Genomic DNA, 26112 nt, shown 5'->3' with positions numbered 1-26112 from the left:
GGTCGGCGGTCACTGGTCTCCCCAGATGGTCAGCCCGCGAAGGAGCAGGGTCTTGGTCACGGTGAAGTCCTCGATCATCCAGCGGGGCGACTCGCGGCCGATGCCGGAGTCCTTCACGCCGCCGAACGGGAGGTGGTCGAGGCGGAAGTTGGACGAGCCGTTCACGACCAGGCCGCCGACCTCCAGCTCGCGCCAGGCGGTGACGATGCGGCGCACGTCGTGGGTGAACAGCCCGGCCTGCAGGCCGTAGCTGCTGCGGTTGCACTCCCGGACGACCTCGTCGAAGGCGTCGTAGGGAAGCACGGCGACGAGCGCGCCGAAGACCTCCTCACGGACGACCCTCGCGTCGGCGGGCGGCGTGACGACCACGGTCGGTTCCATCACCGCGCCCGTCCGGCCGCCGCCGGTCGTCACGGTCGCGCCGCCGCGCGCCGCCTCCTCGGCCCAGCGCGCCACCCGCTCGGCGGCCTCGTCGTCCACCATCGAGCCGACGTCGGTCGCCGGGTCGAGCGGGTCGCCCACCGTCAGCGCCCGCACCTCGCCGGTCAGGGCACGGGCGAACTCCTCGAACCGGCTGCGCTGCACGTAGACGCGCTGGACGGAGATGCAGCTCTGGCCGGAGTTGCTGTATCCGGTGCGCGCGCAGATACGTGCGGCCTCCGCCACGTCGGCGTCCTCGCAGACGATGGTGGCGGCGTTGCCGCCGAGCTCCAGCAGCACCCGCTTGGGCCCGGCGGCGTGGGCGACGGCGGCACCGGCCCTGACGCCGCCGGTGAAGCTGATCACGGCGATCTCCGGCGCGGCGCACAGCCGCGCGCCCACGTCCCCGCCCCCGTGCAGGACCTGGACGGCCTCCTCCGGCATCCCGGCCTCCAGCAGCAGCCGGACCAGGGCGGCCGAGACGGCCGGGGCCTGCGGCGGCGGCTTGACGACCGTGGTGTTGCCGGCCGCGAAGGAGGCGGCCAGCTTGTGGGCGAGCAGGTTCGCCGGGGCGTTGAACGGCGTGATCGCGAGCACCGGGCCGGCCGGGGCGCGCTGCGTGATCGCGGTGTTGCCCACCCCGCGGGCCCAGCCCGCCACGGGCAGGACCTCGCCGCCGATCGCCCTGGCCTCGGCCGCCGCGACGGCGAACGTGTCGGCCACCCGCAGCATCTCCCCGCGGCCGTCCTTGAGCGGCTTGCCCAGCTCCAGGGCGAGGAGCCGGGCGAACTCCTCGGCGCGGGCGGTGACCGCGGCCGAGGCGCGCTCCAATATCGTCGCGCGGGTGGCCGGGGCGAGCCGCGCGACCGCCCCGGCACTCCGGCGCGCGTAGTCGAGCGCGGTGGCGATGTCGTCGGGACCGGCGAGCCGGGCCCGGCTCACGACCCGCCGCACGTAGGGGCCGACGCGGTCGGAACGGGGGCCCGCACCCAGCCACTTCCCGGCGATCAGGCATTCGGCTTCCTGGACTGCGTCCATGTCATCTCCATAGAGATCCGCTTGGCGGTTCTCAAGAACCGCACTGTGGATTGCCTCACGGTATGAGGAGGGTAAAGGTTCTGGCAAGGGGCAATTGATCCGCATAGTGGTTCATCTGGACCGCTGGGCGGACTGGTGTTAGCGTACGGACCGCATGCGAGAGTGAGCGGAAAAGGTTCACCTTCGACTCACAAGTGAGGACCCGTGCCTTCGATGAACAACCCGGCGGTCTCCGGTGACAGCGGTGGCGGCGTGCGCAGCGTCCAGCGGGCGTTCGACATCCTGTCCCTGCTCACCGACGACCGCCGGACGCTGACGATCCGCGAGGTCGTCGACGAGACGGGGCTGGCCAAGACGACGGCGCTGCGCCTGCTGCAGACCCTGGAGCACATGGGGCTGCTGTGGGCCACGCGCAAGGGCTACGCGGCGGGGCCGGCCCTGTGGCGCTGGGCGCATCTCGCGCGCGACGCCTGGGAGCTGCCCCCGGAGACCGTGCAGCTCATGCGCGAGCTGGGGGAGCGGCACCGGGAGACCGTCAACCTCTACGTCCTGCGGGACGTCCACCGCATCTGCATCGCCCAGCAGGAGAGCCCGCAGCCGCTGCGCCATGTCGTGCGGGTCGGCGACGAGCTGCCCCTGTGGGCGGGCGCCGCCTCGAAGGTCCTGCTCAGGGACGCCCCGGCGAGGCTGCTGTCGAGGGTCTGCCAGCTCTCGCCGTACGGCGAGGAGCACCTGGCGACGTTGCGGGAGTGGATCGCCGGAGTGGCCGGGGACGGCTATGCGGAAAGTCACGGCGAGCGCGAGCCGGGCCTGTCGGCGGTGGCCGCCCCCGTGACGGGCGCGGCGGGCGCGACCGTGGCGGCGCTCTCGCTGAGCGGTCCGACGGTCCGCTTCGGCGAGGAACGTGTCCAGGAGTTCGCCGCGGACCTGCGGGAGGCGGCCAAGCGCATGTCGGACCGCGGCTTCGACCATCCCCTGACCTGACCTTATGGAGCGTGAATGCAGCAGTTGCCACTGGACGGCATCAAGGTCGTGGACCTGACCAACGTTCTGGCCGGGCCGTACTGCAGCTACCAGCTGATGCTGTTCGGCGCGGAGGTGGTCAAGGTCGAGATGCCCGGCGACGGGGATCTCGCCCGCCGTCTCGGCCCGGACCCCGAGCTCAACCGGGAGGGGCTCGGCGCCTCCTTCCTGGCACAGAACGCCGGGAAGAAGTCGGTCGAGATCGACCTGAAGAGCCCGGCGGGCAGGCAGGCGTTCGAGGCCATGGTGGCCGGCGCCGACGTCCTGCTGGAGAACTTCAGGGCCGGGGTCCTGGCCAGGCTCGGTTACGGCTGGGACCGGCTGCGGGAGCTCAACCCCGGTCTGGTCTACTGCGCGATCTCCGGGTTCGGCCAGAGCGGCCCGATGAGCGGGGCGCCCGCCTACGACCAGATCGTCCAGGGGCTGTCCGGCATGATGAGCGTCACCGGCACCCCCGAGACGGTGCCGCTGCGCGTCGGCTTCCCGATCTGCGACTCGATCGGGGGGCTGATGGCCGCACTGGCGATCTCCGCCGCCCTGGCCGGGCGCGCGCGCGGCGGGACCGGCTGCTTCCTGGACCTGTCGATGCTGGAGGCGTCCATCTCCGCGATGGGCTGGACGGCCTCCAACTACCTGGTCAGCGGTGTCGAGCCGGAGCCGATGGGCGACCAGAACGCCACCGCCGCGCCCTCGGGCACCTTCGAGACGGCCGACGGGCCGCTGAACATCGCCGCCAACCAGCAGGTTCAGTTCGAGACGCTGTGCCGCCTCGTCGGGCGGCCGGACCTGCCCGCCGATCCCCGGTTCGCCGCGAGGGAGGCGCGCAAGACCCACCGCCGGGCCCTGAACCACGAGCTCAACCTGGCGTTGCGGACCAGGACGGCGCTGGAGTGGGAGGAGATCCTCTCGCGAGGGGGCGTCCCGGCCGCCCGCATCCTCACCGTGGCCCAGGCGCTGGCGCTCGGCCAGCTCCGCGGGCGCGGCTTCCTCACGGAGCTGCCGTTTCCCGGCGGCGACGAGCGCCGCGTGACGGTCACGGGCAACGGCGTCCTGGTCGACGGCGCCGCGTTGCGCCCGCGCGCTCCGGCTCCCCTCCTCGGCCAGCACAACGTGGAGTTCGGAGTGACGTCATGAGCGGCGTGGGCGACATGAGCGACGCTGCCGACTGGTGGGGAACGGCGGTGTCCCGGATCGAGCCCGACGTCATCGAGCTGCAGGGCCGGCCGGTGCAGGAGCTGATCGGGAAGGTCGGCTTCGCCGAGATGATCTGGCTCATGCTCCGCGGCCGGCTGCCGGACGAGCGGCAGGCCGCGCTGCTGGAGGCGGCGCTGGTCTCCTCGGTGGACCACGGCCCGCACGCCCCGTCGATCGCCGCCGCCCGGATGGCGATCACCTGCGGCGTCGGGCTGAACAACGCCGTCGCCACCGGCGTCAACCTGCTGGGCGACGTGCACGGCGGCGCGGGGGAGCAGTGCGTGGAGATGCTGGAGGAGGTCGTGCGCACCGGTGACGCGGCCGCCACGGTGGCCCGCCGGCGGGCCCGCGACAAGTATCTGCCCGGGTTCGGGCACCGTTTCCACACCCGCGACCCGCGCCGCGACCCGCTGCTCGCCCTGGTGGACGAGGCGGTGGCCGGCGGGGTGGTGGCCGGTGCCCACCTGCGCGCGGCCCGGCAGGTGGAGGAGCTGATCAGCCCGGTGCCGATGAACATCGACGGCGCCACCGCGGTCATCTACGCCGAGCTGGGCTTCCCCGCGCCGCTGGCCCGCGGCCTGTTCGTGCTGAGCCGCAGCGTGGGAATCCTCGCGCACGCCTGGGAGGAGTCGGGCCAGGGCCGGCGCAACAAGGGGCCCATGCCTCCCTCCATCCTGCCCACCGACCTCAGGGCGCGGTGACCGCTCATCTCGCCTGCCGGCCTCAGGCTTCGGGGACCGCCGTGCTGACGGAAAAGCCGCGTCGTTCCGTCGGCGCCATCCTCGCGGCGATCCATCAGGCGGATCGCCGGACCCGGATGACGGACGCACGATAGGCCGGACGCGGCGATGAAGCAAGAGCTTGTTCAGGGCGTCGGCGCTGGATACGCTCGAGACCTCCCAGTGGACCAAGCGATCCATCTAGTGGACCAAAGCACGTGAGGTGCTCATGCGCGTCAGGCGTTCGTCCCTGTCCATCGCCGCCCTCGGCGCGGCGGCACTCCTGCTCACCGTCACCTCCCCCGGTTCCGCGGCCTCTCCCGGTGCCGCGGTCTCCTCCGGCTCCGCGGCCTTCCCCGGCTCCGCGGTCTCGCCCGGCCACGGCAGGGGGGCCGAGAACCTCGGCGACCCCGACTACGGTGTCTGCCGGGGCACCGACCCCCGCTGCTACCACGACTGGGGCAACTTCGACCCCGCCGAGGGCTATCGCCTGCTCGTCTACAGCCGCACCGCCGGACCTCGCCACGCCCATCTGGGGACTCCCCTCGGCCCCGGCCTGAACCCGCCGCTCAACGACGACAACGTCGCGGTCAGGGCCATGGTCGGGCTGGGGGCGGAGAACGGGTTCGCCGTCGACTACACCGAGGACGTCACCCAGCTGTCCTCTGCGGGCAGGCTGCTGTCGTACAACGCCGTGATGTTCCTCAGCACCACGCGCGACACCCTCGACGACGCCGCGCAGACCGCCCTGCGGCAGTACGTCCGCGCCGGCGGCGGCTTCGTCGGCGTCCACAACGCCTTCGGCACCGAGTACAACTGGCCCTGGTACGAGGGCCTGCTCGGCAACGCCAACTTCTACGACCACAGCGCCAACCAGCCCGGAGTCGTCGAGACCGTCGACAGGCGGGACGTCTCAACCCAGGGGTTGCCGAAACGCTGGGCCTTCTCCGACGAGTGGTACAACCTCGTGCCGTTCCCGACCCGGGTCAGGGTGCTGGCCAAGGTGGACGAGAGCACGCTCGCCCGGGGGGTGCGCGGCGGCCTCGGCCACCCCGGGCACGGAGACGACCACCCGGTCAGCTGGTGCCAGTACTACGACGGCGGCAAGGCCTGGCTCACGACCCTCGGCCACGACGTCAAGGCATGGACCGACGAGCCGATGGAGGGCGACCGGTACTTCGTCCAGCACCTGCTCGGCGGGGTGAGATCGGTGCTCGGCATGGCGCCGTTCTGCCGCTGATGCGGGGGCCCGGTCACCGCCGGACACGCCGCTGATCCGAGGGGCCGGGCCGCCGCCGGACGCCACCGGCCGCCGCGGGCGCGCCGGCGGCCCGCATGGGCTCGAAGCTCCCCCGGGAGGACCCCCGGGACGCGGCGGGCGGTCTCAGGTGGGCGTGCCGGTGTCGACGCGGTAGAGCGCGCTGAAGAGCGGCCAGGTCAGGGTGGCCATCTCGGCGGGGGGTCGCGGGCATCCGCGCTGGAGCCAGTCCGCGGCCACGCCGATGAGCGCTCCCGCGGTGAACGCGGCCGGGACGTCGTGCGGGATGTCCGACGGAGGGCCGGAGTATCCCACCGGATCATCGGCGGTGATCTGGTGGAGGCGCTCGTGGACGGCCGCGGCGATGCGGCGGCGGATGTGGTCGACGACGCGTGCGCTGCCCTGCGGCCCCAGCAGGGTGCGGTAGAGCCCGGCGTGCTCGGCGAGGCTGGCGAAGAACGCCTCCAGCGACTGGGTCGCCTCCGGCGCCGGGTCCGCCGTCTCCGGGCCGGGGCCGGGCAGGGACTCGATCAGCCCGTCGATCATCGCGGTGCAGGCGGCCTCGGCGAGTTCGTGGACGTCGCGGTAGTGGTCGTAGAAGGTCGAGCGGCTCACGCCGGCGCGTTCGGCGACGTCGGCGACGGTGATCCGGGAGAGGTCCCGCTCCTCGACGAGCTCGATCAGCGCGCGTGCCAGGGCCGTGTGGGTGCGGCGCACGCGCCGGTCACCGGAGGGGGAGTCGCTGTTCTTGGTCGTGGCCACGTTCTTACTTTACCGTCAACCTACATCTGTAGGTTTCCCGACATCTGTAGGGTAGCGTGAGGGTGCATTCGTCACCCGGCGTGCGGCTCCTCCTCTCACGCCCGCGTGACAGCGGAGCACGGTACAGGCACGCACCACACGGCCCGCCCGATCCATCCGTTCGCAAGGAGATGACGCATGAGTGCCGACGAGCAGGTCCTGCGCTACCCGATCCCCAACGACAGGGCTCTGGAGCCGCCCGCGGAATGGGCCGAGCTGCGCGGCACGTGCCCGGTGGCGCACGTGGAGCTGCCCAGCGGTGACCGGGCGACGCTGCTGACCCGCTACGCCGACGTCAGGCAGGTGCTCGCCGACCCGCGCTTCACCCGCCAGCTCACCGCCCCCGACGCGGCGCGGCTGTCGGCGGAGGGCGGCGGAGTCTTCAGCAGCGAGATGGCGCAGATCATCCCCGACGGGGGCGAGGAGCACCTGCACTGGCGGCGCCTGGTCGGCAAGTGGTTCACCGCCAAGCGGATGGCCGCCCTGCGGCCCTCGATGGCCCGGATCGCCGAGGAGCTCATCGACGACATGGTCAAGCGCGGCGCCCCCGGTGACCTCAGGGCGGACCTGGGCTTCCCGCTGCCGGTGTACGTCATCTGCGACATGCTCGGCGTGCCGGCCGCCGACCGGGACCGGTTCTCGTACTGGTCCGACACCCTGCTCAACCTCACCCGCTACACCAAGGCCGAGACCGAGGCCGCCCAGGTGGAGTTCTTCCAGTACATGTCCGAGCACGTCGCCGCCAAGCGCGCCGAGCCGGGCGAGGACCTGCTGAGCGAGCTGATCGCGGCCGGCGGCCCCGAGGACGGCGGGCTGTCCGACATCCAGATCCTGGTCACCGGCATGGGCCTGCTGGTCGCCGGGCACGAGACCACCGCCAACATGATCGGCAAGATGGTCTCCATGCTGCTGGCCGACCGCGGCCGGTGGGAGCGGCTGCTCGCCGACCCCTCGCTGGTGCGCACGGCGGTGGAGGAGACGCTGCGGCTCGACGCCAACTCCGGCTTCGGCCTGCCGCGCTACCTGCCCGTGGAGACCGAGGTGAGCGGTACGGCCCTGCCCCGCGGCACCACCGTGGTGTGCAGCATGGCCGCGGCCAACCGGGACGAGAGCGTCTTCGAGGCCGCCGCCGAGATGGACCTGAGCCGCAGCCCGAACCCGCACCTGGCCTTCGGCGCGGGCGCCCACTCCTGCCTGGGTCAGTCACTGGCGCGCACCGAGCTGCAGGTCGTGCTCGAGGTGCTGCTGCGCAGGCTTCCGTCCCTGGAACTGGCCGTCCCGGTGGAGGAGCTGGAACGAGTCGAGGGGCTGGCCGTCGGCGGCCTGCGCACGGTACCGGTCCGCTGGTGACCGGGCACCGCCCCACCCGACAGGCAGAGAGGAACCCGGTATGAAGGTCACCGTGGACGAGGACAAGTGCTGCGGCGCCGGCCAGTGCGTGCTGATCGCGCCCGAGGTGTTCGACCAGCGCGACGACGACGGCATCGTCGTCCTGCTCGAACCCGAGCCCGGCGCGGACCGGCACACCCTGGTCCGTGAGGCCGCCGCGGTCTGCCCCGCCGCCGCGATCGCGCTGAGCGAGCAGGACTGAGCGCCGGACGCGCTCGTTCCCCGTTGTGGCCGGGTGGAGCCGTGGGCCGCTGCCGCGTCTCCTCCCCGGCCTCACGTACAGGTCGGTGAGACGGCGTTCGGTCAGGGCGCGGCCGATCGCCTCCACATCAGAATAATGTTCTTATGTCGTGATTTCTCTATATAAAAAGGCGCATACTGCGATCGGTAACGGCGGCTGCGGGGGCCGTCGCAACGGTTTTCCGACCGCTACGGGGAGTTCATGGCAAGGCTGTCTCGCTTCCGCATGTCAATCGTCTTCACGATCACCGTGTGCGCGAATCTCGTCGCGCCCGCCACCGCACACGCCGTGGTGCCCGAACCAGGTCTCGTCGCCGCGTACGGACTGAACGAGGGGACCGGAACAGTCGTCGGCGACGCGTCCGGCAACACGAACAACGGCACGGCCACCGGTACCTCGTGGGTGCCGGGCAGGTACGGCAGGGCGCTCGCCTTCGACGGCGCGTCGAGCCTGGTCACGATCGCCTCCTCGGCGAGCCTGCGTCCCACCGCCGCGCTGACGGTCGAGGCGTGGATCAACCCTTCAGGCACCGGCCGGCACCCGGTGCTGGTCAAGGACGCCGACGGCCGGCCGGGCTACGCGCTGTCGGAGTCCGACGGCGCGGAGTACGGCGACAGACCTCCTTCGGCATCGGTGAACACGGGCACGGTCCGCACGGTGAAGGCGCGGCGGGGCCTCTCGCTGAACGGCTGGCACCACCTCGCCACCACCTACGACGGCAGCCGGCTGCGCCTCTACATCGACGGCGAACTCGACCGGTCCGTGCCGGTGGCCGGTGCCGTGCGAGCGGGGGACGGCCCCCTCCACATCGGCGGCCATCCGGCGTGGGGCGCGTACTTCAAGGGTGCGATCGACGAGGTGCGCGTCTACAACGTGGCCAGGACGCGGGCGCAGATACAGCTGGACATGAACAATCCCGTCACCGGGACCGACGCGCCGCCGACGACCCCGACCGGTCTGACCGCGTCCGCGTACCAGGCCAATGTGGGCCTGGAGTGGACGGGGTCGACCGACGACAAGGGCGTGCGCAGGTATGACGTCCACCGCTCGACCGTCTCGGGGTTCACCCCGTCGGACGACACCTGGATCGGTTCGCCCACGTTCGACTACGCGACGTTCCTCGGGGACGCGGGCGCCCCGTCCGGGGTGTACTACTACCGCGTCGTCGCGATCGACACCGCCTCCCAGGCGAGCCCTCCGTCGGCACAGGTCCGGGTGACGGTCACCGCCCCGGGCAACCCGCCCTCGGCCCCGGGACCGCTCATCGGCGGCGGCCGTGCCGACCGGGCCGAACTGAGGTTCACCTTCGCCGACGGCCACTGGGGCGTCGGCGCCTACCAGGTGCATCGCTCGACGACGGCCGGGTTCACGCCCACCGCCCGGACCAGGATCGCGGGCATCCAGACGGCCCTCTACACCGATCATCCCCTGGACGAGGGGATCTACTACTACCGGGTGATCGCGGTCGACGGTGCGGGACAGTTCGGGCCCGCGTCCAACGAGTTGCGGGCCCGGATCCCCGATCTGCCGCCGAGCACGCCGACGGCGGTCGCGCAGGGCGGCGCCGGCCAGGCCGTCGTCACCTGGACCGCGGCCACCGACGACGACGCCGTGAGCGGCTACGAGGTCTACCGGTCGACCTCCTGGAACGCCCAGTTGGACAGCGGAACGATACTGGTGGCCAGAACCGGCGCGTCCACGCTTTCCGCGGTCGACACCGGCCTGTCGCCAGGGCACTACTACTACCGGGTCCGGGCGATCGACAACGCGGATCAGCCGGGTGAACTGTCCGAGTCGGCCCCCGCCGATCCCACCACCTGCGCTCCCGCCGACTGTCTCGTGGCAGCGTACGGGATGAACGAGGGCGCGGGCACGACGGTGGGGGACTCGTCGGGGGCGGGCAACACCGGGACCGCCGCCGAGACGACCTGGGCCACCGGCAGGTTCGGCAAGGCCCTGTCGTTCGGCGGTTCCCACACGGGTGGGGTGCGGGTTCCCGACTCGGTGTCCCTGCGCGCGGACACGGCGCTCACCATGGAGGCGTGGGTCTACCCGACCGGCGCCGGGTCCGCGGCCGGCCAGAGCATCCTTCTGAAGAGCCCTCCCTGGGGCTCCGGCGAGTACGGTCTCTCGATGGGTCCCTCGGATCCGCAGCAGGGGCCGTACGCGTCAGTGGCGTCCAACACCACCCTGAACAGGCCGCCGCTCCCGCTGAACACCTGGGTGCATCTGGCGGGGACGTTCGACGGTGACGTCATCCGGCTGTACGTGAACGGGACACCGGTCGCCGAGAGCTACCCGGGAGTCGGCCCCGTCAGGGCGGACGTCTTCAGCCCCCTGTTCATCGGGCACAGCGGTTTCACGGGACTGATCGACGAGGTCCGCGTCTACACCACCGCGCTCACCGCGGCACAGATCCAGGCCGACATGAACACACCCCTCTGACCCGACCGCGTCCGATCACCCGTACCCGCGGCACGCCGGCGCCGGGGACCTTCGACGGGCCCGCTCACCCAGCGGGATCGCGAACCGTCTCCGGCGCCCAGGCCGGGGGCGGGACTCCAGCCTCGGGAAGGCGCGCCCGTGGCCGGCGTGTGGACGGGGAGGGCGACGGACGGGGTCGGCACCCGCCGCTCCCGCCGAGGTGACCTCAGGATCGGAGGTCACCTCGGGACGGGCTCTCCGGCCGTTCGCCCGCGGCCCGCGCGATCGCGCGCCGGATGGGTTCGTAACCGGTGCACCGGCAGATGTTGGAGCCGACCAGGGCGGCGACGCGCTCCGGGTCGTCGCCGAGGGCCGGGTCCGACTCCAGCGCCCCGGCGGCCACCATCAAAAAGCCCGGCGTGCAGAAACCGCACTGCAGGGCGTGCTCGGCGGAGAAGGCCCGCTGCAGCGGATGGGGCTCGCCGCCGGGGCCGGACAGCCCTTCGACGGTACGCACCGAGCCGCCGTCGCACTGCACGGCCAGCATGAGGCACGACCGGACGGCCTCGCCGTCGACCAGCACCGTGCAGGCCCCGCAGACGCCGTGCTCGCAGCCCAGGTGCGTGCCCGTGAGGCGGCAGTCCTCGCGCAGCACGTCGGCCAGAACGCGCCGGGGCTCCACGTCGAGCGCGCGCTCCTCGCCGTTCACCGTGATGGTGATCCTCATCGGTGGCCTCCTCGGGACGTGCCGGCCCGCGACAGCCGATCCCTCGCCGCCTCGCACAGGGTCCTGCCGACCAGGACGGCGACGGCCTGGCGCCGGTACTCCACGTCGGCGTACGGTTCGGGCAGGGGCGCGGCGTCCTGCTCGGCGGCGACGCGGCCCGCGCGGGCGAACGGGTGGTCGCCGGGCACCCGGCGTCCGGTCGGGGGCGTGATCTCGGCGCCGATCAGCGCCTGCTCGGCGGCACGGGCCCGTACCGGCCGGTCGGCGCAGTTGACGAGCCCGATCCTCGCCTCGGTGATCACCCCGTCGGGCGCGGTGAGCGTCGCCGCCACGGCCACCTGGGCGAAGCAGAAGTGCGTGCGCCGGTGCTCGACGAAGCCGACGCCGGTGTCGTCCGCGAGCAGCGGGAACCGTACGGCGGTGATGAGCTCGTCCGGCGTGCGCGAGGTCAGGAACGGCCCGAGGAAGTAGTCGCGAGCCGCGATCTCGCGTGGGCCGCCGGCGCCGTGCACCTCGACGGCGGCGTCGAGGGCGAGGGCGAGGGCGCACCACTCCGCGGCCGGGTGCGCCCAGGCGAGGCTGCCCACCAGGGTGCCGCGGGAGCGGATGGGCGGATGGGCGACGTTGACGACGGCGCGGGAGAACAGGGTGCCGAGCGGGCCCGGCACGGCCCGTTCCCGCTCGAAGGCGGCGTGGCGGATCAGGGCGCCGACCCGCAACGTGCCGTCGTCGACGCTCATGTGGTCGAGCTCGGCGACGCGGTTGATGTCGACCACCAGCTCGGGGCGGATGCGCTGCAGGCGCATCTCCAGGACGAGGCTCTGGCCGCCGGCGAGGACCCGGGCGTCCCGCCCGGAACCGAGGGCGTCGACGGCCTCGCGCACCGTGCGCGGCACGACGTAGTCGAAGGCGGCGGGTTTCACCGGACCTCCTCCGGGAGTTTCGGGGCGCGGGCCGCCCGCCACACCACGTCCGGGGTGAGCGGCATCTGCAGCAGGCCGGGGTCGGCCAGCCGCAGCGCGTCGGCCACCGCGTTGACGATCGCGGCCGGAGTGCCGATGCAGCCCGACTCTCCCGCCCCCTTGGCGCCCAGCGGCGTGCTGGGGCTCGGCGTGCGGGTGTCCCTGAGCTCGATGGGCGGGATCTCGGCGGACGTCGGCAGCAGGTAGTCCAGCAGCGCCTCGGCGAGCAGGGGCACGCCGTTCTCCCCGAAGGGGATGCCCTCGTACAGCGCCTGGCCGACCCCCTGCACGGCCGACCCGAAGGCCTGCCCGCGCACCATGGCCGGGTCGAGCACCACCCCGCAGTCGTCCACCGCCACCAGCCGCAGCACGCGCACGGTGCCGAGCTCCGGATCGACCTCCGCCACCGCCGCGTGGGCGCCGAACGGGAACGCCATGCCCGACTCGAACCGGCCGCCCACCCGCATCGGCCCGGTCGCCTTCACCAGCTCGGCCAGGTCCATCGCCGCCGAGCCGCCGTGGACGGTGTGCACGGTGCCGCCGGACCACGCCACCTCCTCCTCCGGCACCTCCCACAGAGCCGCGGCCCGCGCCCGCGCCTCCTCGACGAGGAGCGTGGCGGCGTTCCGCAGCGCCGCGCCGGCCACCTGCGCCGACCGGCTGGCGAAGGAGCCCACCCCGTCCGGCTGCTCGTCGGTGTCGCCCTCGACCAGCCGGACCCGCGCCCCGTCCACACCGAGGGTCTCGGCGACCAGCGCCGGGAAGACCGTCTCGTGGCCCTGGCCGCTGGAGGCCGTGCCGCAGCGGGCGGTGACCGTGCCGTCCTCGTGCGCCTCGACGCCGGCGAACTCGTGCAGCCCCCCGGGTTCGCCACCGGAGCGTTCCACGTAGCAGGACAGGCCGATCCCCAGGGGGAGGGACTCCGGGTCCGTCCGGCGGCGGGCCTGCTCGGCCCGCCATCCGTCGTGGTCGAGGGTCTCCAGCGCCAGGTCGAGCGCGGCGGCGTAGTTCCCGCTGTCGTAGCGCCGCCCGGTGGGCGTCTCGTAGGGGAAGTCCTCGGGCGGGATGAAGTTGCGCCGCCGCAGTTCCGCCGGGTCCATTCCCAGCCGGCGGGCCAGCGTGTCGATCGACCGCTCCAGCGCGATCGCCGCCTCGGGGCGCCCCGCGCCTCGATAGGGGTAGGTCACCATGGTGTTGGTGAGCACCGAGCGGACGGTGGCGTGCACCCTCGGGGTGGTGTACGGACCCGTCGCCATCCAGGCGGTCTGCATGGGCAGCCCGACCCCGATGTGGGGGTAGGCGCCGACGTCGGCGTCGATGTTCAGCTCGTACGCGAGCAGGCGTCCGTCGGCGTCGGCGGCGAGCCGGACCCTCTGGTCCTGGCCCCGGCCCCGGGTGGCGACCATCATGGACTCCAGCCGGTCCTCGATCCACCGGACGGGACGTCCGAGCTCCACCGCCAGGAAGGCGACCGCGATGAACTCCGGGAAGGTCGCGCTCTTCGACCCGAACGCGCCCCCGGTGTCCGGCACCACCACGCGCACCCGCTCGACCCGCGGGCCCAGCAGCGCGGCCAGCTCCCGGCGCAACCGGTGCGGTGCCTGATGGCCCGACCACACCGTCAGCAGGTCTCCCTCGGGCACGGCGAGGATCGTCCTGCACTCCATGGGGGTGGGCATCAGCAACTGCTGGCGGTACCGGCCCTCCACCACGACCGCCGCCTCCCGCCACACCGACTCCTCGATCGGCTTTCCGGCCTCCCCCAGCAGGGCGACGTTGCTCAGCCCGTCGAACAGGCGGACGGAGTCGTCCGCGGCGGCGGACGGCGTCACCACCGCGGGCAGCGGATCGATCCGGAAGGTGACCTCGGCGGCCCCGTCCTCGGCCCGGTAGCGGTCCTCGCCCAGGACCACCGCCAGCGCCTCGCCCGGGTAGCGCACCCGGTCCCTCACCAGCACCGGCCACTCCCGGCCGGCCACGGTCTCCTCCGTGGACAGCTGGGCGAGCATCGCGTACGGAACCGGGGGCAGGTCCTGCAGCGCGGCGGCCGACCGCGCGCACGGCGGCATCTCGGAGAGATTCGCGGCGGACCAGGCTCCCACCACTCCCGGCACCTCGCGGGCGGCGGAGCAGTCCACCTCGCGCAGTACGCCGTGCGCGACGTCGCTTCTCACGAACACGGCGTCCAGGCAACCCGGCACGTCCATGTCGGCGACATAGCGGCCCTCACCGGTGAGCAGCCGTTCGTCCTCACGCCTTGACCATTGCTCCACAACCAAAACCTCCGCGCCGCGCAAGTCATCGCATGGTCCGGTCAATTTCCAGTGGGATGCGTGGGGGGCGACGGACATTCGTGGTGAGCCACCAGTGGCAATTGGCGCGAATCGTTTGTGGACACATCGGGTGCGCGAATGAGACGCACTGAATCAACGATACATGTGTATTTGATGGGGTTTTGCTGGGCTTGGAGGGAATTTTGAGATGATTTTTCCCGGGTTCCGTTGGCCGGGGATTTTCCGGTCACCGATCACCTCCGCGGGGAGGGTGCAGGGGGAGGGGCCGGGGGAGCAGGGCGGCTCTCCCCGGCCCTGCCGGTCGGGGCCGGTCGGGAGCGTCAGTAGCCGTAGCGGCCCTTGAGGTGACGCCACCAGTCGCGGAACATCCAGGCGTCGAAGTCGGTGATCTGGCTCGCGCTGCCGGCCTTCATGAGGAATCCGCCGACCCCGGAGGGCGTCCAGTCGTAGAAGTCGTCCAGCCCGAAACTGTGCCCGATCTCGTGGAGCAGGATGTGGATGTTGTCGGAGTCGAGCGCGCCGACGAAGTACTCGCTGCCTATGCGCTGGCCCCAGTCACCGCCCGCGCCGCCGCCCATCCCGGCGGTGAGCCACAGGGACATGTCGTAGTGGCGCGCCGCTCCACCCGGGCAGTTCGGGTACTGGCCGTTCTGGTTGAAGAAGCGCCCGCACGGCTCGGCGCACTGCGGGGCGCCCTCGCGGATGTTGTTGACGTAGACGTCGACGGAGTTGTCGCTCCACTGCAGCGTGGCGCGGTCGCGCACGGCCCACCCGACGACCTTGACGGGGACGTTGGTGTACGGCCAGCCGTTGTGGCCGGCCATCAGGTCGGTCCACTTCTTGACCTGGCGGGCCAGGGAGGCGTGGATCCGGTCGCGTAGCGCGGCGGAGACCGGCGCGCTCGACTCCCAGCGCACGCAGTAGTTGAGGCTGCCGCCGTTGGCCATGACCTGGTCCCACCCGTAGTTCCTGAAGGTGTTCAAATGCGGGTAGGTGCTCTCGTAGTGCTGCCACACCTGGTTGAGCGGGTTGACCAGGTTGGTCGGCGGGTTCCATCCCGTGCCGCCGCCGGGCACGGTGCCGTTGGCCTTGACCTCCAGCAGGCCGACCGACGAGCTGCCGGTGAGCAGCACCCGCAGCCTGGTCGTGGTGACGGGGGTGAAGGTGACGTGGTTGTACTGGTCGAGCGCCCGGTTGTAGGCGCTCGCCCCGGTCAGGTCGACGTAGGCGCTGCCGTTCCAGGACTGCAGCCGCCACGACGCCGGAACGCGCACGCCGCCGTTGTCGTCGAAGAAGTAGACGTCGGCCGAGGTCAGAGTCCGTGCGGAGGACCAGGTGAGCAGCGCCCACTGCTCGCCGGTGTTGGGCCAGGTGCCCCAGCGCCGGTTGACGGTGTCGTTGGAGGAGGGCGGGTCGATGCCGTCGTTGACCGCCGCGACGCTCTCCCAGGCGGAGGTGTGGGACGCCGACGCGGTCGCCGAGGGCGCCAGGTTGGCGTCCGCCGCCGCCGCGGCGGGCACCGTGCCGCCGGGGGACAGGAGCAGGCCGAGCACCAGGGCGGGAACCGCTGCCGCCCACCATCGTTTCATCGGGAACCTCCGTGTGTCGTCGTTGTCGCGTCGCCGGGCTGACCGGGGGCCGCCGTGCGGCGGCCCCCGTGCCCCGGTTCACCCGCCGGTCAGGTCGGCGGGTCTCGACGTGGTGCTGAGGACGTGGTGCTGAGGACGTGGTGCCGGAGATGTCGTGCTGGAGAAGCGTTGTCGGAGATGTCGTGCCGGGGACCGGTGCTAGAGCGCCATCCACTCCAGGACGCCGGTGGAGTAGCCCGTCCTGGAGGTGATGTTCAGCCGCAGCCGCGTCGTGGAGATCTGGTCGAAGGTGGTGACGTTGTAGGTGTTCGCGCCGACGCCGCAGGCGGACTGGCCGGGCACGTTCACGTAGGCGCTGCCGTTCCAGTACTGGACCTGGCAGGACGCGGGCAGGTCGATGCCCTGGTCGTCGTCGAACCAGTAGGTCGCGACCTTGCTGAGGTCGCGCGCGGCCGGCCACCGGTACTCGATCCACTCGGTGCCCTGGTGGTTCCAGTTGCCGTAGGCGCCGTGGCCGTGGTCGGCCGAGCCGGAGGGGACGAACCCGTCCTTGATCGCGCCGAGTGTCTCCCACGGGGAGACGTAGGAGGTGGACGCGGTCGCCGTCAGCGCGTGGTTGGTGCCGGCCGGGGGCTGGCCGCCGCCCCCGCCGCCGATCGGGGTCGTGGTCTGCACGACCTTCCGCATGGTGCCGTCGGCGTTCCAGTACAGCTTGTCCAGGGTGACCGAGCGGCGGAAGTCGCCACCGCCCGGGGCTCCGGCGTTGTGGTAGACCATGTACCACTGGCCGTTGAACTCGATGATCGCCGGGTGGTTGGTGGTCGAGGTGACCTGGTCGAGCACGACGCCACGCTGGGTCCACGGCCCCATCGGGTTGCTCGCCGTGGCGTAGCGGATGCAGGCGTAGCCGGGCTGGGAGCACCCGGGGTCGTTGGCGGCGTAGGCGAGATAGTAGGTGCCGTTGCGCTTGAACATCCAGGGGGCCTCCCAGAAGTTGCTCACCCCCGCCGGGGTGACGACCGGGCCGTCCAGGTTGATCATGTCGGGCTTGAGCTTGGCCGCGCGGACGCCGTAGTAGGAGCCCCAGTAGATGTACGCCTGGCCGTCGTCGTCGGTGAAGACGGTCGGATCGATGTTCAAGGGGGAGGAGTTCGGGGTGCTGTCGCTGATCAGCGGCCCGCCCTTGGCGTCGGTGAACGGGCCGAGCGGGGAGTCGCCGACCGCGACGCCGATGTTCATCCACCCGGGGCCGTTGCCGTTGATCGAGGTGTACCAGTAGTACTTGCCGTTGCGCGGTTCGACCTCACTCGCCCAGGCGTCGCCGCCGGCCCACGGGAAGCCGGCAATCGAGAGCTTCGCCCCCTGGTCGGTGAAGGTGGAGGCGTCGGTGGAGGTGTAGACGTGCCAGTCGCGCATGACGAAGTTGGTGCCTCCGGCGGGGGCCTCGTCATGGCCGGTGTAGAGGTAGAGGGTGTTCCCCACGACCAGCGCGGCGGGGTCGGCCGTGTAGATCGCGGTCGTGATCGGGGTCGCGGCCCTGGCGGGCACGGTGGTGGAGGGGACGAGTGCGATCGCGACGATCGCGGCGAGGATGGCGGTCCATCGTCGTCTCATGCGGCGCTCCTGGGGGGTCGGGGGAGTTTCGCGCTACATTTGTTTGCGTTAACATAATTTTTGTGAACGTGCCTTTGAATTCCCTCGGTGGCGGATGGCGCGTTTCGAACGGGGTTTCCCGAGTGTTTTCCACAACGCAAAGGCTGTCAAGTCCCCACTTGGCTTATTCCGTACGCGTTCTGTGAGCTCCGTGCGAACCGAGAGAACAGCGAAAAAGGCACGCCGAAGACGGCGGCGCACCGGCTGAAAAATACATTGTCGGAAATGCCGCGCGGACCGCTTCATTGTCATCTCGCGATCATTCAAAAAGCTCTGGGCGCCCTCCCGGTGCTCTCCCTGACGACCAGTTCCGTTCCGATGACCTCGACGGTTTTCCCGATTTCTCCCTCCATCCGCTGGAGCAGCAGGCGGAAGGCGTGGTCGCCGAGGGCGCGGAAGTCCTGGCGGACCGTGGTCAGCGACGGCCGCAGGTAGCCGGTCTCGGGGACGTCGTCGAAGCCGGCCACGCTCACGTCCTCGGGGACGCGCCTCCCCGCCTCGCGCAGTGCGCGCAGCACCCCCAGGGCCATCTGGTCGTTGGCCACGAAGATCGCCGTGACGTGCGGGCACTCCGCCAGCCGCCTGCCCAGCCGGTGGCCCGACTGCGGGCTCCAGTCGCCGGACAGCACCTCGGGCACCGGACGTCCCGCGGCCTCCAGTGCCGAACGCCACCCCTGGACGCGCTCCCGCGTGGCCGTCCAGCCGGCCGGTCCCGAGATGTGCCACACCGTCTCGTGGCCCAGGTCCAGCAGGTGCCCGGTGGCGGTGGCCGCGCCGCCGGCCTGGTCGGTCATGACGACCGGGACGGGCATGCCCGTTCCGGCGTCCACCGCGACCAGGGCGAGGCCGGGGTGGAGGTCGCGCACGACGCCGGCGGCCGCCTCGTGCGGCACCACGACGATGACGCCGTCGACCTCCTGGGAGCGCAGCCCGCGCACCCCCTCGCCGATCGAGCCGAGATCGGCCGAGTCGAGGCAGGCGATGCTGATCGCGTAGCCGTGCCGCCTGGCGGCCCGCTCGATGGCGTACAGCGTGGCGGACGGGCCGTGCAGGGTGATGTCGAAGCCCACCACCCCCAGCACGCCCGAGCGGCCGGTGGCCAGCCGGCGGGCGGCCTGGTTGGGCCGGTAGCCGAGGCGCTTCACCGCCGCCAGGACCCGCGCCCGGGTGTCCGGGCGCACCCGCTCGGGGGCGTTGAGCGTACGCGACACCGTCATGGCCGACACCCCGGCCAGCGCCGCCACGTCGCGCAGCACCGCCGGTCTGATCCGTGTCCGGCCGCGGTCCGGTGCCATCCGGTCCCTCCCGTCGTGTCGTCGGCCGCGCCGGCACCCGGGGCGGGAGACCGGCGCGGCCGGGGGGCGTGCCGTGCCGGCCCTTCCCCGCCCGTGGGGGTCTGCGCCCCCACGGGCGGGGTCAGGTTCCGTAGGCCCTGACCTCGAGGAGGCCGACGGAGCTGGTTCCGGTGGCGGTGAGCAGGACGCGCAGGCGGGTGGTGGACAGGGCGGGGAAGGTGACGGTGTTGTACTGGTTCTTGGCCAGGCCGTGGGAGCTCGCTCCGGGGACGTCGGCGTAGGCGGTGCCGTTCCAGTACTGCAGTTTCCAGGAGGCGGGCATGTCGATGCCGTCCTCGTCGTCGAAGAAGTAGACGTCGGCGCGGTTGAGGGTTCTGGCCGTGGTCCAGGTGAGGTCGGCCCACTGCTGGCCGGTCTGTGGCCAGGTGCCCCAGCGGGGGTTGACGGTGTCGTTGGAGGAGGGCGGGTCGATGCCGTCGTTGAGGGCGGCGACGCTCTCCCAGGCGGAGGTGTGGGACGCCGACGCGGTCGCCGAGGTCGCGAGGTTGGCCGGTGGCTGCACGCCGCCCCGGTTGTAGATCTTGATCTCGGTGAGCCCGGTCTTGGCGCCGGAGGCGTTGGTGGCCAGGACCCGCACCCGCTGCGCGCTGACCGGGGAGAAGCGCACCACGTTGTAGTTGGCCCGCGGCGCCGCCGGGGTCTTGACCTGGCCCGGCGCGCTCACCCAGGAGCTGCCGTTGTGGTACTGGACGTCGTAGGCGGACGGCGCCCGGTAGGTGCCGCCGGCCGGGCGGCTGTCCTTGAAGTGCAGCCGGATCTCGTTGAGCGTCTTGGCGGAGCCGAGGTTCAGCTCGTACCAGTCCTGGGCGTTGGGGGAGCCGCCCGCCCCCCAGAACGGCTCGTTGGTGGGAAGGCCGTCGATCGCGCCGGCCAGGTTGCTTCCGGAGCCGGTGTGCGAGGCCGAGGCGGTCGCCCCGGCGGCGAGGTTGGCCAGGTTGGCCGTCAGGTCGACGCCCGCCTTGGCGAGCATGTCCACCATCCGGGCGCCGCTCTGCGCCACCTGGCCGGGGGCCTGCAGGCCGGGGGCGGCGGCGCTGTGGGTGACCGTGCCGCCGGTGGTGACGTCGCCGGTGGCCGGGTCCCAGGTGAAGGGCACCAGGGAGCCGACGGTGGCGGTCCGGGTGCCGTTGACGTAGATGGAGTAGCCCTCGGGCACGCCCGGGTAGCGCACCACCCCGTCGGCCGGGTCGTCCCAGACGATGGTCAGGTCGGCGTTGCGGTAGCGCAGGTTGTCGACGGTGAAGTGGGTCCAGCCGATGTTGATCGGCGACAGCTCCACCTTCGCGTCGTTACGCGGGCGCAGGCCGGCGACGTCCTCGATCACCGTCCAGTTGCTGCTGCCCAGGATGTTGTGGTGGATCCAGGAGCGGTAGTTGACCGAGGAGCCGTTCCAGTCGGCCCAGAACTCGTTGGCGTCGGGCCAGGAGGTGTTGCCGTTGACGTACTGGGCCCAGGTGTTCCAGTACAGCAGCTTCTTGTAGTCGGTCGCGTTCATCCACGCGTTGGGGTAGTTGCGCAGCACCGACGAGTACAGCCGGAACTGCACGGTGGAGTTGATGGTGGAGAAGTTGTTCGAGCCCGGGTTGCCCGCCGCGGCCGCCGCCGCCTTGTCCACCTGGTTGGCCGTGTAGAAGGGGAAGATCGGGTACTCGGCGGGGTTGTCGTACAGGCGCAGGGCCTGCCGGTAGGTGGCGGTGTTGGGGACGGCGCCGACCGCGAACGGGTAGTAGTTGTTGATCTCCTTCCAGGGCACCCACTCGTTCGTCGACTTCAGCCGGTGCTCGAAGAGCTGCCGGTTCGGGTTCCACAGCACGTTGACGATGGCGTTCTGGATCTGCGTGGCGAGCGTGCGCATCTCGCCGGCCTTGGCCGTGTTGCCGATCGCCTCGTAGGCCTGGGCCGCGGCGAGCGCGCCGCTGTACTGGTACGCCGACTCGGCGCGGTCCATGTCGCCGTTCTTCCAGTGGAAGGAGACGGCGTCGGCGTCGTTGCCGGTCAGGGCGCCCCAGTCGTACTCGATGAGCTTGTTGTCGTCGTGGTCGTAGTAGGCGAGCTGGCCCTTGACGTCCTGCTCGGCGTAGCGGGCGAGGTTGGCCGCGATGCCGCTCTGGCCGCCGTGGATCTGGTAGCTGCGCCAGGCCGCCTCGGAGATGTACTGCGTGTAGCTGTTGGACCAGTTCTCCGGGTCGCCGGGGTTGTCGAGAAAGCGGCCGTTCTTGGAGGTCTGGCCGACGCTGAGCCAGTTGCCGTAGGAGTAGATCGGGTCGCGCAGATACTTGAGGTCGTCGATGTGCATGGGCTGGGTGAGCGCGATGGCGTTGTTGTAGCCCAGCACGCCCTCGGTCGAGGTGGGGAACTGGAAGGTCTGGCCGGGGATGTCGGCGTCGAGGTGGTTGAAGCGCATCAGCCACCAGCGGTAGTAGACGTTCTTCTTGATCGCCGGCTCGGCCACGTCGATGTAGGGCACGTTCTGCGCCCACCACAGGTTGTAGGCGCGCACGTGGGTCGCGAACGCGGTGGCGTTGGAGTACCCCCTGTAGGCGTTGTACTCCGTCAGCGACTCGGGGATCTCGTTGGCGACGAAGCCCATCACGACCTTGGCGGTCACGGTCGCCCCGGCCGCGACGGTGACGGACCTGTTGAGCCCGCCGCCCGAGACGCTGAAGCCGTCGCCGCTGAGCCTCGGGTAGAGGGTGGTGAGGTTGTTGCGGGCGTTGACCTGCCCGGTCAGCTCACTGCCCGAGCCGGAGGTGGCGTAGGGCGAGGTCGCCCGCAGCTGCAGGGTGGCGGAGCCGCTGCCGCCGTTGGTGATCGACAGGTTCGTCACGGCGACGTTGTTGTCGGTGACGAACTTCGTCTGGGTCACCGTGACCGAGCCGCTGGTGTGCACGCTCCGCCAGTGGCTGGGCACCTGCCGCCGCTGGCTCACCTGCTCGGTGAAGGTGCCGGGGGTGACGGCGACGGTGTACGCGTTGTTGTCGCTGATGCTCTCCCAGTACGCCACCTGGCCGCCGAAGCCGAGCACCGCGGGGTTGTGGGTCTTCATGAAGACCGCGCGGCCCCTGCTCATCAGCCAGGTGCCCGCCGGGTCGTTGCCGGTGCGGGCCAGCAGCCGGTCCATCCAGAAGTCGGTGCCGGAGCTCTCGGCGTTGTAGATGGACTGCATCATGTTGCCGGGGGTGTACGAGACCGGCGGGGCCGGGATCGCCGGGCCGCTGAAGGTGGGGAATCCGATGGTCTGGTCGGCGTGCGCGGGAGAGGCGGCGGCGAGTGAGCCCGCTAAGAGAAGCAGGGCCATGACGATTCTTCTCATCGCTTGGTGATCCGATCGGGTTGGGGGGTGGGATCGGGGGTGCGCTCAGCCGGCGGGAAGCCAGACGCGCATGGTGGCGGGGCCGTGGTTGCCCCATCGGTGGTAGGGCACGAGCCGTAGCGTGAGTTCCTCCTCTCGCGGCGTGTCGCCGGCCTCTGCGTACGGCCGGCCGTTGTCACCTTCCGGTCGTCGCGACGCGCGGACCTCCACCCGGACCACGCCGTCGTGGAGCGGACCGTCGTGGGCCGGGGCGTCGCCGGGCGCGCCGCTCCGGGGCTCGCCGCCGGTGCGCTCGACGGGGGGCCGTGAGGAGTCGACGACCACCTCGGCCAGCCGCACCTCGTCCCGGGGCGACTCGGCGCAGTAGACGAGGGGGCCGCGCTCGACGGCCACGCAGCCGCGCACCGCGTCCACCCGCGGGTCGGGACGCACCCAGCGCGCCTCCATGGGCAGCTCGGCCGCGACCACCTCGCCGGGTGCCCAGACCCGCTCGCCGAACACGAGCGCCGACCCTCGCCGTACGGGCGTCAGGTCCTCCGGCCCCCGCGAGACGGTGTCTCCGGGGCGCGGGGCACCGGCGGCCCACGGGGGGAGGCGGAGCGAGACGTGGCGGGGGCCGGCCGGAGCCTCCACGACGCGGACGGCGACGGAGCCGGACCAGGGGTAGCGGGTCTCCACGCGCACGGTGAGGCCGTCGTGGCTGATCTCGCAGGCCGTGGGGTGGTGGATCTGGATCCCGCCCGGGGTGGCGGTGGCGACGTAGGCGGGCAGGGAGGCGAACGTGCGGGCCAGGTTGGTCGGGCAGCAGGAGACCTGGAACCAGGGAGCGCGCGACGCGCTCTCCGCGCGGGGGCTGACGTCCTCGGTGACCCGGCCCGGGGTACGGACGTGCAGCGGGTTGGCGTAGAAGAAGGAGCGGCCGTCCAGGGCGGGGGAGGCGGCCACGAGGTTGTAGAGGGTTCGCTCGGCCTGGTCGGCGTAGCGGGAGCGGCCGGTGGCCAGCAGCAGCCGGTGCGCCAGCATGACCGAGCCGATCCCCGCGCAGGTCTCGGCGTAGGCACGGTCGGGCGGCAGCTCGAAGTCCTCGCCGAAGGACTCGCCGGTGTGCCGGGAGCCCATGCCGCCGGTCAGGTGGGTGCGCCGGGCGACGGTGTGCTCCCACTGCGCCTCGATCGCGGCGAGCAGTTCCGCGTCCCCCGTCTCCACGGCCACGTCGGCCGCGCCGCAGGCCAGGTACATCGCCCGGACGGCGTGCCCGCCGAAGGCGGCGGCCCGCCGCACCGGGACGTCGTCCTGGAAGTAGGCGCGGCCGAGCTCGATGTCGGCCAGGGCCGGCCGGCCGCGCCGCTCGACGAAGCGGCGGGCCATCTCCAGGTAGCGTTCGGTGCCGGTGAGCCGGTACAGCTCGACCAGCGCCATCTCGATCTCCGGATGGCCGCACACCTCGTGGCCCTCCATGAAACGCCGGCAGACCTGGTCGGCGGCGAGCCGGACGGCGTCGGTCAGCGGGTGCTCTCCCGCCGTCCGCCAGCGGGCGACGCCCGCCTGGATGAGGTGGCCCGCGCAGTACAGCTCGTGGCCCCACTCGAGGTCGCGGTAGCGGTCGCCGCTCCAGCGGGTGTTGAGGTAGCCGTCGGGCTCCTGGGCCGCGACCACGGTCGCGGCCAGTTCGTCGAAGCGCCGGTCGCCGGCCCAGGCCATCGCCTCCAGCAGCTTGTAGACCTCGGAGTCGGCGAACTCCCTGCCCCGGCGCGGCTCGCCGCGGAAGTTGCCGATCCAGCCGAGCTTGTCCATCCACTCCAGGCAGTGGCCGATGATCACGTCCTGGTCGAGTGTCCGGCGGTCCCCCCAGAAGCCGGGATCCAGCCGTACGGCATCGAGCCCGAGCGGGGTGAGCACGCCGGAGGACGGGACGACGGGGTTAGCCACGCAGTGCTCCTGACATGAATCCGCGCACGTAGTAACGCTGGAGGAGGAGGAAGAGGGCGAGGCAGGGCAGCGCCATGAACACCACGCCCGCCTGCATGGTCGGGAAGTCGACCGCGCCGAAGTCGTGCAGCCGCATGTTGACCACCGCGACCGGCAGGGTGAACCTGTCGTTGGAGCTGATCAGGATCAGCGGGGCCACGTAGTCGTTCCAGGAGGCCAGGAAGGCGAACAGGCCGACCGTGACGAGCCCGGGGGCGACCGCGGGCAGCAGCACCCGGACCAGCGCCCCGAAACTGCCGCAGCCGTCTATCATCGCGGCCTCGTCCAGCGCGCGGGGCACCGACTCGAACGCGTTGCGCATCATGAACACCGCGAACGGCAGCTGGAACATGATCATCACGAGGGCGAGGCCGGCCAGCGAGTCCTGCAGTCCCAGCCAGCCGAGCAGCACGTAGAGCGGGATGAGAATGGTGGGGTAGGGGACCATGAGGATGGCCAGGATGAGCACGAACAGCACGCCCCTGCCGGGGAAGCGGTGGCGCGCGAAGGCGTAGCCGGCGAGCGTGGCGACCACCAGCGTCCCGGCCACGGTGAGCGTGACGAGGACGACGGTGTTGACCACGTAGGTGCCCAGGCCCTCCCCGTAGGAGGCGAGCCGCCGGTAGCTGTCGAGGCTGAAGGCGTCGCCCAGGCGGATCGAGGACCAGCCGCTCCACACGAGCGGATAGACGAAGAACAGGGACAGGATTCCCGCGGTGAGATAGTGGGCGGCTCGTTTCACGGGTTCCTCTTTCGGATGAAGGCGAGCTGGAGCCCGTTGAGGAGGACGAGCGCGAGCAGGATGAGGACGGACATGGCGGCCGCCGACCCCAGGTCGAACCGGATGAACGCCTCGCGGACGATGACCATGACCACCGAGGTCGTGCTGTTGCCGGGACCGCCCCTGGTGAGGATGTAGAACTGCTCGAAGCCGAGCATCGAACCGGTGACCATCAGGCACAGCACCAGCGCGATGGTCGGCCGCATGAGCGGCAGCGTGATGCGGCGGAACGCCTGCCACGCCGTGGCGCCGTCCACCCTCGCGGCCTCGTAGAGCTCGGTGGGGATGGCCTGCAGACCGGTGAGCAGGATGAGCATGTTGAACCCGGCCCAGCGCCAGATGACCAGCGTGACCGTGGAGCCGAAGGCGACGGAGGGGTCTCCGGCCGTCCACGAAACGGGCTCGTCGATGAGGCCGACGGCCGTCAGGATGTCGTTCAGCGGGCCGATCTGGTCGCTGAGCAGGCCGAAGAACAGCAGGGTCGCGGTGGCCCAGCCGACGGCGGCCGGCAGGAAGAAGGCGCCCCTGAACAGGCCCGCCCCCCTGCGCCGGTTCTGGACCAGCAGGGCCAGGCCGAAGGAGATCGCGAACAGCAGGACCGTGACGACGGCGGTGTACCTGAGGGTGAAAACCACCGCGTCGGCGACCAGCGCGTTGTCGGCGACACGCGTGTAGTTGCCGGGCGCGTTGAACGTCGGAGGAGCCAGCAGCGGCCACTTGTTCAGTGACATCCAGACCACGAGGCCGAGCGGGAGCAGGAAGAACAGCCCGACGACGAGGGCGGCCGGGGCCGCGTAGGCGAGCCCGACCAGGCCGGGCGAACGCCCCCGGGGACGGCGGCGAGGGCGGCGGGTCAGGGAGAGGCGCTCGCGCGGGACGGCGCGGGTTTCGAGGAGATCTGGCATGTTCTCTCCAGCCGGTGTCCCGGCCGCCGATCCGGCCAGGACACCGTGCTTGCTCGTA

At 71.6% G+C, this 26112-nt stretch carries 19 protein-coding genes; 7 read left to right on the top strand and 12 right to left on the bottom strand.

Annotation, left to right across the window (positions count from 1 at the left end):
- Positions 1–9 precede the first annotated feature (9 nt).
- Entirely contained in the window at positions 10–1458 is a 1449-nt protein-coding gene (locus ACTOQ3_RS39330; RefSeq protein WP_440088831.1) for an aldehyde dehydrogenase family protein, read from the bottom strand.
- A 213-nt stretch (positions 1459–1671) separates the two neighbouring features.
- Between ACTOQ3_RS39330 and ACTOQ3_RS39325 the strand changes: the two genes are divergently transcribed.
- The 4 genes from ACTOQ3_RS39325 (at position 1672) to ACTOQ3_RS39310 (ending at position 5634) form a co-directional block, all read left to right on the top strand.
- Complete coding sequence (locus ACTOQ3_RS39325; protein ID WP_440088830.1) at positions 1672–2442, top strand: IclR family transcriptional regulator; 771 nt, start codon at positions 1672–1674, stop codon at positions 2440–2442.
- Between the two features lie 15 nt (positions 2443–2457).
- Complete coding sequence (locus ACTOQ3_RS39320) at positions 2458–3615, top strand: CaiB/BaiF CoA transferase family protein (RefSeq protein ID WP_440088829.1); 1158 nt, start codon at positions 2458–2460, stop codon at positions 3613–3615.
- Positions 3612–4376: a citryl-CoA lyase gene (locus ACTOQ3_RS39315; protein WP_440088828.1), complete on the top strand. Its 765-nt coding sequence runs from the start codon at positions 3612–3614 to the stop codon at positions 4374–4376. Before ACTOQ3_RS39320 ends, ACTOQ3_RS39315 begins: the two co-directional genes overlap by 4 nt.
- Before the next feature lie 247 nt (positions 4377–4623).
- Positions 4624–5634 carry a ThuA domain-containing protein gene (locus ACTOQ3_RS39310; protein ID WP_440088827.1) on the top strand — a complete coding sequence of 337 codons (1011 nt, stop codon included), beginning with the start codon at positions 4624–4626 and terminating at the stop codon, positions 5632–5634.
- A 144-nt stretch (positions 5635–5778) separates the two neighbouring features.
- On the opposite strand, the gene ACTOQ3_RS39305 is transcribed toward ACTOQ3_RS39310, so the two are convergent.
- Complete coding sequence (locus ACTOQ3_RS39305) at positions 5779–6414, bottom strand: TetR/AcrR family transcriptional regulator (RefSeq protein WP_440088826.1); 636 nt, start codon at positions 6412–6414, stop codon at positions 5779–5781.
- Between the two features lie 177 nt (positions 6415–6591).
- On the opposite strand from ACTOQ3_RS39305, the gene ACTOQ3_RS39300 reads away from it, so the two are divergent.
- From ACTOQ3_RS39300 to ACTOQ3_RS39290, 3 genes are all read left to right on the top strand, one after another.
- Positions 6592–7803 (top strand): cytochrome P450, encoded by a 1212-nt coding sequence (locus tag ACTOQ3_RS39300; protein WP_440088825.1) that lies wholly within the window; start codon positions 6592–6594, stop codon positions 7801–7803.
- A gap of 40 nt (positions 7804–7843) precedes the next feature.
- A complete protein-coding gene (locus ACTOQ3_RS39295; RefSeq protein ID WP_440088824.1) occupies positions 7844–8044 on the top strand; it encodes a ferredoxin in 201 nt (66 codons plus the stop codon).
- A gap of 240 nt (positions 8045–8284) precedes the next feature.
- Positions 8285–10528 (top strand): LamG-like jellyroll fold domain-containing protein, encoded by a 2244-nt coding sequence (locus tag ACTOQ3_RS39290; RefSeq protein ID WP_440088822.1) that lies wholly within the window; start codon positions 8285–8287, stop codon positions 10526–10528.
- A 205-nt stretch (positions 10529–10733) separates the two neighbouring features.
- On the opposite strand, the gene ACTOQ3_RS39285 is transcribed toward ACTOQ3_RS39290, so the two are convergent.
- The 10 genes from ACTOQ3_RS39285 to ACTOQ3_RS39240 form a co-directional block, all read right to left on the bottom strand.
- Positions 10734–11234, bottom strand: a complete 501-nt coding sequence (locus tag ACTOQ3_RS39285; RefSeq protein ID WP_440088820.1) for a (2Fe-2S)-binding protein — start codon at positions 11232–11234, stop codon at positions 10734–10736.
- A complete protein-coding gene (locus tag ACTOQ3_RS39280) occupies positions 11231–12157 on the bottom strand; it encodes an FAD binding domain-containing protein (RefSeq protein ID WP_440088819.1) in 927 nt (308 codons plus the stop codon). Before ACTOQ3_RS39280 ends, ACTOQ3_RS39285 begins: the two co-directional genes overlap by 4 nt.
- Positions 12154–14469 (bottom strand): xanthine dehydrogenase family protein molybdopterin-binding subunit, encoded by a 2316-nt coding sequence (locus tag ACTOQ3_RS39275; protein WP_440088818.1) that lies wholly within the window; start codon positions 14467–14469, stop codon positions 12154–12156. The genes ACTOQ3_RS39280 and ACTOQ3_RS39275 overlap by 4 nt, the downstream gene beginning before the upstream one ends.
- A gap of 341 nt (positions 14470–14810) precedes the next feature.
- A complete protein-coding gene (locus tag ACTOQ3_RS39270) occupies positions 14811–16079 on the bottom strand; it encodes a hypothetical protein (protein WP_440088817.1) in 1269 nt (422 codons plus the stop codon).
- Positions 16080–16277: 198 nt separating this feature from the next.
- On the bottom strand, positions 16278–17693 hold the full coding sequence (locus tag ACTOQ3_RS39265) for a glycoside hydrolase family 43 protein (protein ID WP_440088816.1): 1416 nt from the start codon (positions 17691–17693) through the stop codon (positions 16278–16280).
- Between the two features lie 302 nt (positions 17694–17995).
- Positions 17996–19027, bottom strand: coding sequence for a LacI family DNA-binding transcriptional regulator (locus ACTOQ3_RS39260; RefSeq protein WP_440088814.1), 1032 nt, complete (start codon positions 19025–19027; stop codon positions 17996–17998).
- 121 nt (positions 19028–19148) lie between these two features.
- Positions 19149–22400, bottom strand: coding sequence for a discoidin domain-containing protein (locus ACTOQ3_RS39255; protein WP_440088811.1), 3252 nt, complete (start codon positions 22398–22400; stop codon positions 19149–19151).
- 45 nt (positions 22401–22445) lie between these two features.
- Positions 22446–24329, bottom strand: coding sequence for a glycoside hydrolase family 127 protein (locus ACTOQ3_RS39250; RefSeq protein WP_440088810.1), 1884 nt, complete (start codon positions 24327–24329; stop codon positions 22446–22448).
- Complete coding sequence (locus tag ACTOQ3_RS39245; protein ID WP_440088808.1) at positions 24322–25110, bottom strand: carbohydrate ABC transporter permease; 789 nt, start codon at positions 25108–25110, stop codon at positions 24322–24324. Before ACTOQ3_RS39245 ends, ACTOQ3_RS39250 begins: the two co-directional genes overlap by 8 nt.
- Positions 25107–26054, bottom strand: coding sequence for a carbohydrate ABC transporter permease (locus ACTOQ3_RS39240; protein WP_440088805.1), 948 nt, complete (start codon positions 26052–26054; stop codon positions 25107–25109). The genes ACTOQ3_RS39245 and ACTOQ3_RS39240 overlap by 4 nt, the downstream gene beginning before the upstream one ends.
- Between the last annotated feature and the right edge of the window lie 58 nt (positions 26055–26112).

It is taken from the genome of Streptosporangium sp. LJ11 (assembly GCF_051918945.1).
In the GTDB taxonomy this organism is placed as follows: domain Bacteria; phylum Actinomycetota; class Actinomycetes; order Streptosporangiales; family Streptosporangiaceae; genus Streptosporangium.
The sequence above is the reverse complement of the archived record's forward strand: the minus strand, read 5'-3'. Positions and strand labels throughout refer to the sequence as shown.

Excerpts from the sequence above, each read along its gene's own strand:
- ACTOQ3_RS39330 (WP_440088831.1), bottom strand. The coding sequence starts at position 1,458 with ATGGACGCAGTCCAGGAAGCCGAATGCCTGATCGCCGGGAAGTGGCTG.
- ACTOQ3_RS39325 (WP_440088830.1), top strand. The coding sequence starts at position 1,672 with ATGAACAACCCGGCGGTCTCCGGTGACAGCGGTGGCGGCGTGCGCAGC.
- ACTOQ3_RS39320 (WP_440088829.1), top strand. The coding sequence starts at position 2,458 with ATGCAGCAGTTGCCACTGGACGGCATCAAGGTCGTGGACCTGACCAAC.
- ACTOQ3_RS39315 (WP_440088828.1), top strand. The coding sequence starts at position 3,612 with ATGAGCGGCGTGGGCGACATGAGCGACGCTGCCGACTGGTGGGGAACG.
- ACTOQ3_RS39310 (WP_440088827.1), top strand. The coding sequence starts at position 4,624 with ATGCGCGTCAGGCGTTCGTCCCTGTCCATCGCCGCCCTCGGCGCGGCG.
- ACTOQ3_RS39300 (WP_440088825.1), top strand. The coding sequence starts at position 6,592 with ATGAGTGCCGACGAGCAGGTCCTGCGCTACCCGATCCCCAACGACAGG.
- ACTOQ3_RS39295 (WP_440088824.1), top strand. The coding sequence starts at position 7,844 with ATGAAGGTCACCGTGGACGAGGACAAGTGCTGCGGCGCCGGCCAGTGC.
- ACTOQ3_RS39290 (WP_440088822.1), top strand. The coding sequence starts at position 8,285 with ATGGCAAGGCTGTCTCGCTTCCGCATGTCAATCGTCTTCACGATCACC.
- ACTOQ3_RS39285 (WP_440088820.1), bottom strand. The coding sequence starts at position 11,234 with ATGAGGATCACCATCACGGTGAACGGCGAGGAGCGCGCGCTCGACGTG.
- ACTOQ3_RS39270 (WP_440088817.1), bottom strand. The coding sequence starts at position 16,079 with ATGAAACGATGGTGGGCGGCAGCGGTTCCCGCCCTGGTGCTCGGCCTG.
- ACTOQ3_RS39265 (WP_440088816.1), bottom strand. The coding sequence starts at position 17,693 with ATGAGACGACGATGGACCGCCATCCTCGCCGCGATCGTCGCGATCGCA.
- ACTOQ3_RS39260 (WP_440088814.1), bottom strand. The coding sequence starts at position 19,027 with ATGGCACCGGACCGCGGCCGGACACGGATCAGACCGGCGGTGCTGCGC.
- ACTOQ3_RS39255 (WP_440088811.1), bottom strand. The coding sequence starts at position 22,400 with ATGAGAAGAATCGTCATGGCCCTGCTTCTCTTAGCGGGCTCACTCGCC.
- ACTOQ3_RS39240 (WP_440088805.1), bottom strand. The coding sequence starts at position 26,054 with ATGCCAGATCTCCTCGAAACCCGCGCCGTCCCGCGCGAGCGCCTCTCC.